Annotated in this window: 11 protein-coding genes; 4 read left to right on the top strand and 7 right to left on the bottom strand. The window is 74.1% G+C overall.

The annotated features are described in order from the left end of the window. Positions 1 to 180 precede the first annotated feature (180 nt). The 4 genes from ACZLKG_RS13775 to ACZLKG_RS13760 are packed head-to-tail and all read left to right on the top strand — an operon-like array spanning position 181 to position 5,766. Positions 181 to 2,451 carry an HAD-IB family phosphatase gene (locus tag ACZLKG_RS13775; RefSeq protein ID WP_463649067.1) on the top strand — a complete coding sequence of 757 codons (2,271 nt, stop codon included), beginning with the start codon at positions 181 to 183 and terminating at the stop codon, positions 2,449 to 2,451. Beyond that, positions 2,448 to 3,227 carry an SDR family NAD(P)-dependent oxidoreductase gene (locus tag ACZLKG_RS13770; protein WP_463649066.1) on the top strand — a complete coding sequence of 260 codons (780 nt, stop codon included), beginning with the start codon at positions 2,448 to 2,450 and terminating at the stop codon, positions 3,225 to 3,227. The genes ACZLKG_RS13775 and ACZLKG_RS13770 overlap by 4 nt, the downstream gene beginning before the upstream one ends. Then, complete coding sequence (locus tag ACZLKG_RS13765) at positions 3,224 to 4,078, top strand: lysophospholipid acyltransferase family protein (protein ID WP_463649065.1); 855 nt, start codon at positions 3,224 to 3,226, stop codon at positions 4,076 to 4,078. The genes ACZLKG_RS13770 and ACZLKG_RS13765 overlap by 4 nt, the downstream gene beginning before the upstream one ends. After that, entirely contained in the window at positions 4,075 to 5,766 is a 1,692-nt protein-coding gene (locus tag ACZLKG_RS13760; protein WP_463649064.1) for an FAD-binding oxidoreductase, read from the top strand. Before ACZLKG_RS13765 ends, ACZLKG_RS13760 begins: the two co-directional genes overlap by 4 nt. Positions 5,767 to 5,808: 42 nt before the next feature. Here the strand turns inward: ACZLKG_RS13760 and ACZLKG_RS13755 are convergent, their stop codons facing one another. The 7 genes from ACZLKG_RS13755 to ACZLKG_RS13725 all read right to left on the bottom strand — a co-directional run bounded on the left by ACZLKG_RS13755 (position 5,809) and on the right by ACZLKG_RS13725 (position 14,752). After that, positions 5,809 to 7,932, bottom strand: coding sequence for a sensor histidine kinase (locus ACZLKG_RS13755; protein ID WP_463649063.1), 2,124 nt, complete (start codon positions 7,930 to 7,932; stop codon positions 5,809 to 5,811). Beyond that, entirely contained in the window at positions 7,932 to 8,690 is a 759-nt protein-coding gene (locus tag ACZLKG_RS13750) for a response regulator transcription factor (RefSeq protein WP_425708108.1), read from the bottom strand. The genes ACZLKG_RS13755 and ACZLKG_RS13750 overlap by 1 nt, the downstream gene beginning before the upstream one ends. 78 nt (positions 8,691 to 8,768) lie before the next feature. After that, a complete protein-coding gene (locus ACZLKG_RS13745; RefSeq protein WP_425708109.1) occupies positions 8,769 to 9,335 on the bottom strand; it encodes an NYN domain-containing protein in 567 nt (188 codons plus the stop codon). A 99-nt stretch (positions 9,336 to 9,434) separates the two neighbouring features. Next, on the bottom strand, positions 9,435 to 10,934 hold the full coding sequence (locus ACZLKG_RS13740; protein WP_463649062.1) for a dicarboxylate/amino acid:cation symporter: 1,500 nt from the start codon (positions 10,932 to 10,934) through the stop codon (positions 9,435 to 9,437). 416 nt (positions 10,935 to 11,350) lie between these two features. Beyond that, the gene (locus tag ACZLKG_RS13735) at positions 11,351 to 12,112 is read right to left on the bottom strand and encodes an ABC transporter ATP-binding protein (protein WP_463649061.1); all 762 of its coding nucleotides are present in this window, start codon (positions 12,110 to 12,112) and stop codon (positions 11,351 to 11,353) included. Then, complete coding sequence (locus tag ACZLKG_RS13730) at positions 12,109 to 13,908, bottom strand: branched-chain amino acid ABC transporter ATP-binding protein/permease (protein ID WP_463649060.1); 1,800 nt, start codon at positions 13,906 to 13,908, stop codon at positions 12,109 to 12,111. The genes ACZLKG_RS13735 and ACZLKG_RS13730 overlap by 4 nt, the downstream gene beginning before the upstream one ends. Further along, complete coding sequence (locus ACZLKG_RS13725; protein ID WP_463649059.1) at positions 13,895 to 14,752, bottom strand: branched-chain amino acid ABC transporter permease; 858 nt, start codon at positions 14,750 to 14,752, stop codon at positions 13,895 to 13,897. Before ACZLKG_RS13725 ends, ACZLKG_RS13730 begins: the two co-directional genes overlap by 14 nt. Positions 14,753 to 14,783: the final 31 nt, after the last annotated feature.

Genomic DNA, 14,783 nt, shown 5'->3' with positions numbered 1-14,783 from the left:
CCGCGCAGGCAGATCGACGCGATTCACCGCCGGGTACGAACGGGCTGTCCGTGGCGGGACCTGTCCGAGCAGTAGGGGCCCTGGCAGGCGGACCACACCCTCGTCCGGCGCCGGGGCGACGAGAGCCACCCGACGTCCCCTCGGCCCGACGGCACCGCCGGCGGCCAGTAGAGTGCCAGCGTGACTGAACCGTTGGACGGGGCCCACGTCCTCATCACCGGCGCGACCGGATTCGTCGGCCAGGCCGTGCTCGAGAGACTCCTCTCGGGGTACCCGACCACGCGTATGACGCTGCTCGTGCGCGCGCGCGGAGAGATCAGCGGGGCCGAGCGCATCCGCCGGCTCACCCGCAAGCCGGTGTTCGCCTCCTGGCGCGAGAGCGTGGGGGCCGAGGGAGTCGAGCAGGCGCTCGCCGAGCGGGTCGCCGTCGTCGAGGGTGACCTCGGCAGCGTCCCGGACCTGCCGGGCGACCTCGACGTCGTCGTGCACTCCGCCTCGACCGTCTCGTTCGACCTGCCGATCGACGAGGCGTTCGCCTCGAACGTCGCCGGTCCGGTCGCGCTCTACGACGCGATCGCCGCATCGGGCTCCGACCCGCACGTCGTGCACGTCTCCACCTCCTACGTCGCCGGCCTGCGCAAGGGGGTCTCGGAGGAGACGTCCCTCGAGCACGACGTCGACTGGCGGGCCGAGCTGGACGCCTCCCGCGTGGCCCGCACGCGCGCCGACCACGCCTCGCGCGACGCCGACCGGCTCGCCGAGGTCCTGAAGCGGGCGACCAGGGAGCACGGACGGGCCGGCGCGCAGGCGGTCTCGGCCGCCGCCGAGGAGGCGCGCGAGGACTCCGTGCGTGACGAGCTCGTCGCCGCGGGCCGGAACCGCGCCCTGACGCTCGGATGGCCGGACGTCTACACGTTCACCAAGGCGCTCGGCGAGCGGGTGGCCGAGACCCGGTGGGGCGCCGAGCACCGCCTGTCCGTCGTGCGCCCCACCATCATCGAGTCCGCCTTCCGGCACCCCTACCCGGGCTGGATCGACGGCTTCAAGGTCGCCGACCCGCTCATCGCCGCCTACGGGCGCGGGCTGCTGCCGGAGTTCCCGGCGCTCGCCGACACCGTCCTCGACGTCATCCCGGTGGACTTCGTCGTCGGGGCCATCCTCGCGGCGGCTGCGGCGCCCCCGGAGCGGGGCGCGCCCGCGTACTACCAGGTGGGCTCCGGCCTGACGAACCCCCTGCGGTTCGGCCGCCTGTACAGCCTGGTGCGCGAGTACTTCCAGGACCACCCGCTCTCCGACGCCGAGGGTGAGCAGGTCACGGTTCCCACCTGGTCGTTCCCGCACGGACGGGCCGTCGAGCGCGGCCTCGGCCGCCGCGAGCGCCTCGTCCAGCTCGCCGACCGCGCGGTCTCCGCGCTGCCCGGCTCCCCGCGGTCGCGCAGCTGGTCCTCGACCCTGTACAAGGCCGGCCGCGACCTGCGCACGCTGCGCAAGTTCACCGAGCTCTACCAGCCCTACACGCAGACCGAGGTGATCTTCGACGACCGCCGCACGCGCGAGCTGCACCACTCGCTGCCCGAGGAGCGGCGGGCCGAGCACGGGTTCGACGTCGCCGAGATCGACTGGCAGGTGTACCTCCAGGAGGTGCACATCCCAAACGTGCCCGGCCTCATGCGCGAGCGCCGCGCGGCGTCGCAGGGCGTGCGCCCGACCGCGGGCGCGGACCTCGCCCGGCGCGAGGACGTCGTCGCCGTGTTCGACCTGCAGCGGACGATCGCCCGCTCGACGCCGGTCGAGCACCTCCTGTGGGCCGAGCTCACCGCGAAGTCCCCGGGCTCCTGGCCCCGCTCGGTCCTCGAGGTGGTCTCGAAGGCCCCGGGCTTCCTCACCGCCGACCGGCACGACCGCGGCGAGTTCATCCGCTCGGTGATGCGCCGCTACGAGGGCGTGCCCGACGCGCGGATGCGGGCGCTCGTCCAGGAGCGTCTCGCCCCGTCGCTGCGCGCCAACCTGCACTCCGAGGCGCTCGCCCGCATCGCCGAGCACCGCGCCGCGGGCCACCGCACCGTCCTGGTCACCGGGGAGGTCGACGTGTTCGTCGAGCCCCTGCACGACCTGTTCGACCACATCGTCGCCGGTCGCATGGAGGTCGACGACGACGGACGCTGGACCGGGCACCTCGAGGTCTCTCCGCTCGTGGGCGAGGCACGGGCCGCCTGGCTGCACCGCACGGCGCGCGAGCACGGCTGGGACCTGTCGGGCTCCTTCGCCTACGGCGACGCCTACGCCGACCGCCCGTGGCTCGAGGTCGTGGGCAACCCCACCGCCGTCAACCCCGACGCCGCGCTGTACGCGTTCGCGCGGGCCCGGCGCTGGCCGGTGGTCAGCTGGACCGGCACCGCCGAGTCCCGGCTCGCGCCGGTGTGGCGCGCCGTACGGGGGACGCGGTCGTGACGGCCCGGCTCCACGGGCGCGCGCTCGTCACCGGCGGGACGTCCGGCATCGGGCTCGCCTTCGCCCGCCGGCTCGCGCTGCGCGGCCTGGATCTCGTCCTCGTCGCCCGCGACGAGGGCCGCCTCGAGACCGTCGCGGCGGAGCTCGGGGCGCTCGGCGTCGACGTCGAGACGATGGTCGCCGACCTGTCCACCCGCGACGGCTCCGACGCCGTGTGCGGCCGCCTCGCCGACGAGGACCGACCGGTCGAGGTCTACGTCGCCAACGCCGGCCACGGCCTGTACACGCCGCTCGCGGCCGAGGACACGGCACCGCACCACGCCGCGATCGACCTCATGGTCCGGGCCGTGCTGGACACCGGTGCGGCCGCCGCACGCGCCATGACCGCGCGTGGCCACGGCGTGATCATCCCCATCGGCTCGATCTCCGGCATGATCGCCACCGGCCACTACTCCGCCATCAAGGCGTGGACCAACAGCTGGGCCGAGTCGCTGGCCACCGAGCTCGAGGGCACCGGCGTCACCGTCACGTGCGTGCTGCCCGGGTGGGTGCGCACCGAGTTCCACCAGCGGGCCGGGATGTCGACGGGGAAGATCCCGGACGCCCTGTGGCTCGACCCCGACCAGGTCGTCGTCGAGTCGCTCGACGCCGCCGAGCAGGGCGACTACCGCGTGGTGCCGTCGCTGCGCTACAAGGTCATCGCCTTCGCGGCGGAGCGCGGGCCCAAGGCCGCCGTGCGGGCGGTCTCCCGCATCATCCAGGGAGGCAGACGATGAGCGCAGCACCGATGCACCGCGCGGACGACGGGGACGCCGCCGCGCCGGCGCCCACCACCCGCCAGCACGCCCACCAGGCGGCGCTCGCCGCGCGCAAGGCCGCGGGCCGGCTCGTCGACGCCGCCGGCGAGAGCCTGCTGCAGTACACCTCGGGCTTCTGGCGCGCCGGCCGGGTCGTCGCCCAGAAGGGGCCGCTCAACGCGCTCCTGCACACGGTGACTCGCATCGACGTCGTCGGCCGCGAGAACCTGCAGGGCGTGCGGGGGCCGTTCGTCGTCGCCCCGAACCACAGCTCCCACCTCGACGCCGCCGTCATCCACGCGACCATGCCCTGGCAGCACGCGGGCCGGGTCGCCACCGCCGCCGCCGGCGACACGTTCTACACCAGGCGGCTCACCCGGGTCCTCACGGCACTGTTCTTCAACACCTACCCGGTGGACCGCTCCGGCAACCGCCGCAAGGCCGGCCTGTCCGCACGCCTCGTCGACGCCGGCGTCCCGCTGCTCATCTTCCCCGAGGGCACCCGGTCGCGGACCGGCGAGATGGCCCGGTTCAAGCCGGGCGTCGCCGCTCTGTGCGTCACGCGCCGCATCCCTTGCATACCGGTGGCGCTCATCGGCTTCCACGAGGCGATGCCCGTGGGGCAGTCCTTCGTCTCCCGCGGCCGGCCGCACCTCAAGGTCGTGATCGGCCGGCCGCTGCGTCCGCGCCGTGGCGAGCGTATCCGGGAGTTCAACGAGCGCATCCAGGCGCAGGTGGCCGCCATGTACCGGGCGCGGACCCCGGACGTCGTCGTCGCCCGCGGGACCGGAACCGTCGGCCGCAGGAACGGCCAGGAGGAGGCATCATGACCGAGGTCCAGCACCAGAAGTGGTGGGGATGGGGAGTCGAGGGTGTGACGTTCACCCACGACAACAAGCCGAACTTCGCCCCCTTCGTGCTGGACAAGGTCGGCCTCGACCTCTCCCTGGGCGGCACGCCGCCGCCCCGCTTCGAGGACCTCGAGGTGCCCGCCCCGCGCCTGCCGGACGCCCTCGCGGACGAGCTGCGCGCCGCCGTCGGGGAGACCCACGTCGTCACCGGCGACATGGAGCGGGTCGTCCACACCTACGGCAAGGGCATCTCGGACCTCGTCCGGGTCCGCGCGGGCGACCTCCCGCGGGTGCCGGACGTCGTCGTGTACCCCGGCGACGAGGACGAGGTGCGCGCCGTCGTCGACCTCGCCGACGCGGCCGACGCGGTGATCATCCCGTTCGGCGGCGGGTCCAACATCTCGGGCTCGCTCACGCCCGAGCCGGGCGAGACCCGGCCGGTCGTGTCGCTCGACATGGGGCGGATGAACAAGGTCCTCGAGATCGACGAGACCTCCGGCCTGGCCCGTGTCCAGGCCGGCGTCCTCGGCCCGGACCTGGAGGAGCAGCTCGGGGCCCGGGGCTGGACGTCCGGGCACCAGCCCGACTCGTTCCGCCACTCCACGCTGGGCGGGTGGGTCGCCACCCGCAGCTCCGGCATGCAGTCCGACCGGTACGGCGACATCGCCGACATCACCCGCGGGCTGCGCTCGGTGCTCCCGGGCCGGGTCGTCTCGCTGCGACCGCTGCCGTCGACGTCGACCGGCCCGTCGGTGCGCGAGATGATCATCGGCTCCGAGGGGCGGCTCGGCGTCATCACCGAGGTGTGGATCCACGTCCACCGGCTCCCCGAGAAGCGCCTGGTCGTCGCCTACCTGTACCAGAGCTGGGGCTCGGCGCTGGAGGCGATGCGCGAGATCTCGACCTCGGACGTGCACCCCTCGATCACCCGCGTCTCCGACCCCGCCGAGACCCAGTTCTCGCTGTCCACGCAGAAGGCGCAGACCGGGATCAAGGGCAAGATCTCCACCGGCATCTTCGACCTGCTGGCCAGGCGCGGCTGGGACCTCGACCAGGTCTGCCTCAGCTACGTCGGGTACGAGGGCTCCCCGACGCACGTCGCCTACCAGCGCAAGGCCGTCGGGAGGATCGTCGGCCGGCACGGGGGCATCCCGCTCGGGACGGGCCCGGGGGCGCTGTATGACCAGAAGAAGTTCGACACCCCCTACATCCGCGACTTCCTCCTCGACATGGGGGCGCTCGCCGACGTCTCCGAGACCGCGGCGCCCTGGGCCAGGCTGCGCGGCATCTACGAGCGCACCGTCACCGCCGCGCGCGCGACCTACGACGCCCTCGGCGTGCGCGGCTACATCATGTGCCACCTCTCGCACAGCTACCACTCGGGTGCGTGCCTGTACTTCACGTTCGCCTTCCCGGCCGACGACGCCGACGGCGCCGCGCCCCCGCTCGAGCAGTACTGGCAGCTGAAGTCCGCGATCCAGCAGTCGTTCATCGACGGCGGCGGCACCCTGTCCCACCACCACGGTGTGGGCACGGACCACGCGCCCTGGATGGAGGCCGACATCTCCGAGGCGGGCGTCGAGCTCATGGTGGGCCTGCTCGGGTCGGCCGACCCGCACCGCCGGCTCAACCCGGGCACGCTGCTCCCCGCGCACCGCGAGTGGTGACGGACGCCCCGGGCCGTGCGGGCCCGGGGCGGTCGCACGGAGCTAGACCGCGACGGGGGCCTGCTCGCCGCCGGTGAGCATCCCGCCCGACGGGCCCGCGACGGGCAGCGTGAGCTCGACAGTCGTACCTCCGCCTGGCGTCGGGAGCACCCGGGCGCTCCCGCCGTGCGCACGGGCCACCGAGGCGACGATCGCCAGCCCCAGCCCGGAGCCCCCGCCGGCGGACCGGGCACGGGACCGGTCGATCCGGTAGAAGCGCGTGAACACGCGACCGGCCTCCTCCGCGGGGATGCCGGGCCCGTGGTCCTGCACGCGCAGCACGATCTCGTCCTGCTCCGGGGCGTGCTCGGGCAACGCGGCCGTCGGCACCGACGACGCCGAACGGCCGGCGAGCAGCCCGAGCAGCCGACGGTCGGGCACCCGGACGGCCGGCCGGTCGCCGCCGCGCCGGAGAGCCTGGCGCGGCACGGTGGGCTCGGGCTCCTCCGCGCGGGACGCCGCGCGTGCGTCGGTTCCACGGGGCGGTGCGTCGTCATCGGCCGAGGGGGCGTCGCCGGAGGGCCGGCCGGCCGCGGCCGGGTCGGCCGTCGGGGGGCCCGCTGCGTGTGGGCCGCCGGTGCCCGCGTCGGAGGAGCGTGCCCGTGCGGCGGCGTCGTCGGTGGTCGTCCGTGCGGCGTCGCCACGACCGTCCGGCAGCGGACCGAGCTGACCGGTGGCGGCCCAGCCGCCGGGCGGGGCCCCGCCGTCCGGTGAGTGTGCGCCGACCGGCGCGGCCCCGCCCGGCAGCGGGCCACCGGCCGGTGCGGGACTGCCGACCGGCGAGCCCACCGGGCCGCCGACCTCGCCGCCGATCGGGCCGCCGGACGGTGATCCTGCGGCCGCGGGAGCGGCCGACGCACCCGCGGGAGGAGCCGCCGACCCACCCGCCGGGGGAGCGGCCGACGCACCCGCCGGGGGAGCGGCGGGATCGGCCCGTCGCAGCCCGACGAGGATCTCGACGTCGGTGCCCTCCGGCGTGTGCCGCACCGCGTTGCCGACGAGGTTGGCGAAGACCTGGCGCAGCTGGTCGGCGTCGGCCCGTGCGACCGTCGGTCCGGAGGCTCCCGGGAGCGGCAGGAGCGTGGCCCTGCGGGTCGGGTCGAGCGCACGCAGGTCGCGCACGGCGTCGCGGGCGAGGTCCGTGACGTCGACGTCGGACAGCGTGAGGCGCCGGTCCTCGTCGATCCGGGCGAGCGTGAGCAGATCCTCGACGAGGGTGCCCATGCGCCGCGCCTCCGCCTCGATCCGACCCATCGCCGCCGGCACCTCGCTCTCCGGCACGCCGCCCATCCGGTGGAGCTCGGCGTAGCCCCGGACCGTGGCAAGGGGGGTGCGCAGCTCGTGGGAGGCGTCGGCGACGAACCGGCGCATGCGCCGCTCGGACGCGGAGCGTGCCGAGAACGCCCGCTCGATCTGGGCGAGCATCGCGTTCAGCGACGCGGACAGGCTGCCGATCTCGGTGCCCGGCGCCCCGGGGGCCACGCGGCGCGTGAGATCGCCCGCCGCGATCGCTCCCGCCGTCCGCTCGATGGCCCGCAGGTCGCGCAGCTCGTGCCGGATGAGCAGGTACCCGCCGGTCGCGCCCAGCACCACGAGCGAGACGGAGATGAGCACGACGTACTTGCCCGTCTGCTGCACGGTGGCGGACAGCTCGTCCATCGGGGTGGAGATCGTCAGCACCCCGACCTGGTCGCCGGCGGTGTTGACGAGCGGCAGGGCGAGCGCCCGCCAGGTGACGTCCGGATCGGTGCCGCGCAGCGACGTCGGGTGGGTCGTGGGCTCGTCGGGCAGGACGGGCAGACCCACCACCGACGACGTGCGGGGGTGGGCGACCGTCTGCGTGCTCTCGCCCTCGAGGGCGATGCTGACGACGTACCGGGTGGGGACCACCTGGTCGCCGCCCGAGCGGAGGTCCTCGAGATCCTGCTGGGCGATCGTGTCCACCGTGTCGTGCAGGTTGTCGTCGAGCTGGTCGACGAGCTGGCTGCGCAGCACCGCGATCACGGTGGCGCCGGCGAGGCCGAGCCCGAGCCCGAGCAGGAGGACCGTGGCCACGACGAGCCGTGCCGACAGGGACAGGCCCTCCCTGGGCGTGGGCGTGCCCCGGCGCCGTCCGAGCGAGTGCATCAGCCGGCCGGGCGGCGCAGCACGTAGCCGAAGTTGCGCCGGGTGTGGATGAGCGGCACGAGATCCTCGGCCGCCTCACCCTCGAGCCCGAGGAACTCGGCCGAGTCGATCTTCCGCCGCAGGTAGGAGATGTAGGACTCGACGATCGTCGCCTCCCCGTGCCAGTCGTACTCCCAGACGTGGTCGAGGATCTGCGCCTTGGACACCACCCGCTCGGCGTTGACGAGGAGGTAGCGCAGCAGCTTGAACTCGGTGGGCGCGAGGTTGACGAGCACCCCGGCCCGGCGGACCTCGTAGGCGTCCTGGTCGATCTCGAGGTCCGCGTAGCGCAGCATCGGGTCCTGCTCGGGGCCCGTGATGCCGACCCGGCGCAGGACCGTGCGGATCCGTGCGACGACCTCCTCGAGGCTGAACGGCTTGGTGATGTAGTCGTCCCCGCCGACGGTCAGCCCGTGCACCTTGTCGGAGAGGTCGTCGCGAGCGGTGAGGAACAGCACGGGGAGGGACTCGTCGTGGGCGCGTAGCCGGCGCAGCACGGTGAACCCGTCCATGTCGGGGAGCATGACGTCGAGGACCACGAGGTCGGGCCGGTTCTCGCCCGCCCTGCGCAGCGCCTCGTTGCCGTCGGCAGCGGGAGTGACCTCGAAGCCGGCGAACCTCAGGGACGCCGTGAGGAGCTCGCGGATGTTCGGCTCGTCGTCGACGACGAGCAGGTGGGCCTCCGTCGGAGCGGGACCGGAGCCGGGCAGGGTGGGCATGCCACCCATGATCCCCCCTGAGCCTGGACGGCACCTGGGAACCCCGGCCCGCGGTGACGGGAGGAACTGCTGCGGTGCCTAGAGGAACTGGCTCGCGTCGAACGAGACGAGGGGGATGACCCGGACCCGGGGCAGCGCCGTCGTGAAGGCCCGGACGTCGTCCTCGAGGTCGAAGATCTCCAGTCCGCGGCCCGTCAGCGCGGTGAGCTCGTGGTTGAGGAACTCGCGGAAGGCCAGCACACCGACCCGGTGCCCGGCGTCGAGCAGGTCCGCCATCTGCGGGAGGAAGTCGCCGTCGTGGGAGACGAGCAGCACGTTGCCGTGCCCCTGGGCGAGGATCGCCTCGAGCATCCGCTGCACGCCGATGTCGACGACCTTCTCGGTGGTCGTTCCCGACAGCGGGATCGGCCGGTAGTCCATGGCGAGCAGCGCCTGGATGAACGAGGTCGGGAGGTTGCCCGACGTCGCGTTGAGGAAGAACAGGCCCTTGGTCTCGGCGCCCCACGCGTCCGTGGCGTGGGTGAGCACGCGGTCCCAGCGCGGCCGCTCCTCCGGGCTCGGCCGGTGGCCGAGGATGCTCACCCCCAGCGTGGCGTCGATGTTCTCGCCGTCGATGACGAGGTACGTGGTGGGGGCGTCGCTCATGAGGACAGGTTAAGCGGCCGGCGCGGTGCCCGGTCGCCCGACCCCTCCCGCCGCCGGGGCAGCGGTGCGGGAGGGGTCGGGCGGACCGGTGCGGCAGAGTCAGTGCACGAACACACGATCGTCGTCGTCGCGTCGGCCGTCGCCGTCGCCACCCCGGCGGTCACCGGCGTCCGACGCCGGATCCGGGGCCGAGCCGTCCGCGGAGTCCGCCCCGCCCCGGTCCTCGTCGTCGCGGAAGAGGTCCTCTGCGTCGGCGGCGTCGTACTGCGCGCGGTCGAGGATGCCCTCGCGGTGCGCGACGACGGTCGGGACGAGGGCCTGTCCGGCGACGTTGACGGCCGTGCGCCCCATGTCGAGGATCGGGTCGACGGCGAGCAGCAGGCCGACGCCCTCGAGCGGCAGGCCCACCGTGGACAGGGTGAGCGTGAGCATGACCGTCGCGCCGGTCATGCCGGCCGTGGCGGCCGAACCGACGACCGAGACGAACACGATGAGCAGGTAGTCGGTGATCCCGAGCGGGACGCCGAAGAACTGGGCGACGAAGATCGCCGAGATCGCCGGGTAGATCGCTGCGCAGCCGTCCATCTTCGTCGTTGCGCCCAGCGGGACGGCGAACGAGGAGTAGCCGCGGGGCACGCCGAGGTTGCGCTCGGTCACGCGCTGGGTGAGCGGCAGGGTGCCGATCGACGAGCGGGAGACGAACGCCAGCTGGATCGCCGGCCAGGCCCCGCGGAAGTAGCGCGAGACCGACAGGCCGTGGGACTTCAGCACGACCGGGTAGACGACGAGCAGGACGATCGCCAGCCCGATGTAGATGGCGAGCACGAAGGTGCCGAGCGAGGAGATCGAGCTCCAGCCGTACGTGGCGATCGCGTTGCCGATGAGTCCGACCGTGCCGATCGGGGCGAGGCGGATGACCCACCACAGCACCTTCTGGACGACGGCGAGCACGGAGGCGGACACCGACAGGAACGGGTCGGCCTTCTCGCCCACCTTGAGCGCCGCGATCCCGACCACGAGAGCGACGACGATGATCTGCAGGACGTTGAAGCCCGGCGACGCGCTCACGCCCTCGACCGCGCCGTCGGCGGCCGTCTGGACGCCGGCGTTGATCTCGAGGCCGAGGAAGTTCGCCGGGACGATGCCCTCGAGGAAGCCGAGCCAGCTGCCCTGGCGGCCGGGGGCCTCGGCCTGCGAGGCGTCGACGCCGGCGTTGCTGCCGGGCTGGAGCGCGAGGCCGAGGCCGATGGCGATGAGCACCGAGACCAGGGCGGTGATCGCGAACCAGACGAGGGTCTGGGCGGCGAGCCGGGCGGCGTTGGCGATGCCGCGCAGGTTGGCGATCGACGTGATGATCGCGAGGAAGACCAGCGGCGGGACGATCGCGCGCAGCAGCCCGATGAAGACCGAGCCGATCGTGTCGAGCGTCGTGGTCAGCGCGTTGGGCTCCTCCTCGGCGCCCGTGCCGATCTCGAGGGCGAGCCAGCCGAGCAGGACGCCGGCGACGAGGCCGATGAGGATCTGCGTGCCGAACGACGGCAGCCGGAGCCGGCGCCGGGCAGTCGTGGTGGAGGTGGTGGACACCGATGTGCCTTTCATGGGGAGTGGTGGCGCGACGTCGCGCGGGCGCACGCCGCCAGGGCGCTGCGTCGGAGGAGAGGGGGGCCGGGGTGGGCCCGGGCCCTCGGGCAGGTCTGCGGGTGGCCGCGCACCTGCGGGTCGGCGCCGTCGTGCGGCGCGGTGCGGTCAGCGGCGGGTCAGGCTACCGGCCGGGAGGGCGCGGGCCGACACGAGCAGGTCGAGCGTCGCACGAGGTCGACGTCGAGCCGCGACGTGAGGTGCCAGAGGTTGCCCACCGATGCTCCCGGGTCGGGCCCGCGAGGCGGACCGAGAAAGTTGACGTTTCAATAGGAGCACACATCCGCGCAGGTGGGAAGCGCTCCGTGGGCCGTCTCACATGGTGGGCGGCCCGTGCGGCCGTGTGCTGCGCGCGGCTCCCCGCCGACCGCAGCGGGCTACGTGGTGGTCGGGTCCTCGCCGCGCACGTCGGGCTCGGTAGCGCCTGGGTGGTCCGCGCCCCCGTCGCCGAGGTAGTAGGGGGAGAGCACCGAGGACCGCTCCTCGCGCAGCGCGGAGCAGTGCTCGGTCCGCACGATCCGGCCCCGGTGCATGACGTGGGCGACCGACCCCACGCCGAGGGCGATCTCGACGAACTGCTCGACGAGCAGGATCCCCATGCCGGAGACGGCGAGCTCGACGAGGGCATCCACGAGCGTGCGGACGGTCTGCGGGGCCAGGCCGAGCGAGAGCTCGTCGACCATGAGGATCGTCGGGCGGGTCGCGAGGGCCCGAGCGACGACGAGCATCTGCTGCTCGCCGCCGGAGAGCTGGCCGGCCCGGACGTCGCGCCGTCGCGCGAGCCGGGGGAACAGGTCGAAGGCCCGCTCGAGGGTGCGCCTCGACCGGTCCGCGACGACGAGGTTCTGCGTCACCGTGAGCCGGGAGAACACGCTGCGGCCCTGCTCGACGTAGGCGAGCCCCGCCGCCGCCCGGCGGTGGACCGGGAACGAGTCGATCCGCCGGCCGCCGAGCGAGATCGTGCCGGAGGCCGAGGGGAGCACGCCGGCGATCCCGTCGAGCAGGGTGGACCGGCCGGCGCCGTTCGGGCCGAGCAGCACGGTGATCTCGCCGCGGGGGACGACGAGGTCGACGTCCCGGCAGATGGTGAGGTCGCCGCGGCGCACGGTGAGCGACTCGATCCTCAGCTCGTCGGTCATGTCGTCGTCCCCAGGTAGGCGGCGACCACCCGCGGGTCGTCCAGCACGTCGGCCACTGGGCCTGAGGCGATGAGGCGCCCGTCGTCGAGCGCGGTGGCGGTGCTCGCCGCCGCCCGCACGAACCCCATGTCGTGCTCGATGAGCAGCGTGGCGCATCCGAGCTCGGCCGGGATGCGTCGTACCCGCTCGGCGAGCGCGCGGCTCTCGGTCTCGCCGAGGCCGGCGGCGGGCTCGTCCAGGAGCAGCACGCGGGGGCCGGAGGCCAGCGCCCCGCCGATCTCGAGGATGCGGCGCGAGCCGGCGTCCATCAGCCGGATGGGCACCGCGGCATCGGGAAGTCCGAGGAGTTCCGCGACGTCGGAGATCCGGTCCGTGGCCCGCCCCCGGGCGGCGAGCCGCAGGTACTCGCCGACCGTGAGACCGTCGATCGCGTGGCCGTGCTGGAAGGTTCGCCGGATGCCGAGCCGCGCCCGGGCGCGGGCCGACGCGTCGTCGACCCGCTCGCCGTCGAGGCGGACCTCGCCCCGGTAGGCGGCCAGGAAGCCGGTGACGGCGTCGACGAGCGTGGATTTCCCCGCGCCGTTCGAACCGATGAGCGCGTGGACGCCGGCGCCGGCGCCGGCGCCGGCGACTTCGAGGTCGACGTCGTCGAGGACCCGGGCCGTACCGAGGGTGACGGTGAGCCCCCGGACCTCCAGGTGGGGGGCGACGTCGGCCGCGGTGGGCACGCGGGGCGCCGGGGAGGTGGCGTCGTCGGTCGGGCCGGCCGTGTGCGCAGAGGCGTCGGGAGTCGGCGCATCCTCCCCGGCAGCGGGCGCGGGATCGTCTGCAGGCGGGAGGTCGCACGTGAGGCGCATGCCGCGCACGGCGCGGGCGCCGAGGCGGTCGTCCAGCTGCTCCATCAGGCCGCCGCCGCCCTTGCGCAGGACCTCGAAGGCGCCGAGCGCGAGGAGGGCGTTCGCGGTGTCGAGCGGGAGGCCCGCGCGCCGAAGGAGCTCGGGGATGAACACCGAGAACACCCCCGCGAGGACCGCGCCGCCGAAGATCGACGCGCCGCAGAGCACGGCGGTCACCAGGTGGACCATCGAGGTCATCGGCGAGAAGACGGCCGTGGTCAGCAGCCCGTACTGCCCGGCGAGCAGCCCGCCCGCCAGGCCCGCGAGCAGGGCGGCCCACATGAAGGCGCTCGCCTTCGCAGCGCCGACCCGCACCCCGAGGGCCGCGGCCGCGCGCTCGCTCTCCCGGACCGCGGACCACCCAAGAGCGTGGGCCGTGCGCCCCACCGCCGAGAGGGCCACCTGCGCGAGGACGAGCAGGGCCCAGCACAGGGCGTAGAACCAGATCGGGTCGTCGAAGGGTGCGGAGGGGAGCACGGGCGTGCCCGAGCCGACGCCGGGGAAGCTCCCCTGCCGCAGCACCAGGTCGAGCGCGGTGGCGAACCCGAGGGTGACGACCGCGAGCTCGACCCCGCGGATGCGGGTGGTGGCCAGCCCGACGACCAGCCCGACCGGCGCGGCGGTGAGGCCGCCGGCGAGCACGAGGAGCGGGAACGGGAGGCCTGGCCAGGACAGGGCGAGCCAGGACGTCACCCAGCCGCCGATCGCCGCGAACGACATCTGGCACAGCGTGAGGAGCCCCGCCTGGTTGGTGAGCACCCCGACGCTGCGCGCGACGAGCGCGGTGATCGCAACGGTGCTCAGCAGGTAGACCCAGTACACGGGCAGGATCAGACCGAGCGTGAACAGGGTGAGGACGAAACCGATCACGGTGAGGGCCCGCGGCTCAGCGAGGCGCATCCCAGACCTCCCTCCTGCGCAGCCACACGAGCGCGACGGCGATGACGACGAACGGGATCGCGCCGCGGTACTCCGCGAGCGCGTCGATCCGGGCGCCGGCCCCCTCGACCGCCCCGACGGCGAGCCCGCCGGCGACGGCGACCCACACCCGGCTGAACGCGCCGAGCAGCGCGGCTGCCAGCGCGGGAACGACGAGGAAGGACATCGACTCGAACGTGGGGTTGCGGGTCGGGGCGACGAGCAGGAGGGCGAGGGTGGAGAGCACCCCGGTGGTGGCCCACACGATCACGGCGAGCCGGCGCGAGTTCACGCCGAGCAGCTGCACGGTCGTCGGGCGTTCGGACATGGCCTCGAGGCGCAGCCCGATCTGCGAGTGGCGCAGCAGCAGGGAGAGCGCCCCGGCGACGAGCACGGTGAGCACCAGCGCGACCACCGTGGTGAGGGAGATCCGCACCCCGGCGACGTCGAACGTGGCGGCCGGGACGATGCTCGGCATCACGCGGGGCGAGTCACCGAACATCCGGAAGCCCGCCGTGAGGAGCACGACGAGGAGCACCACGGTGACGACGGACCGCACGGTCTGGGAGGGCTCGGCGAACCAGCGCGCCATCACCCAGCCGGCGAGACCGGCCACGACGCCCGAGACCGTGAGGCCGCCGAGCGCCGCGAGTGGGAGCGGCACGCCGGTGCCCAGGAGCCCGTAGCAGAGGTAGGCCCCGACGGCGCCGAGGGCCGCCTGCCCGAAGTTCAGCACCCCGACCAGTCGGTACAGCACCACCACGCAGACCGCGAGGATCGCGTAGGCGGAGCCGGACACCAGCCCCGAGACGACGCCGTCGAGCATCAGGCGTTCCGGACCGCCACGGTCTCCCGTG

The organism is Georgenia sp. Z2081 (assembly GCF_055326445.1).
Note: the sequence above shows the minus strand (reverse complement) of the source record. Positions and strands in the feature narration are given on the sequence as shown.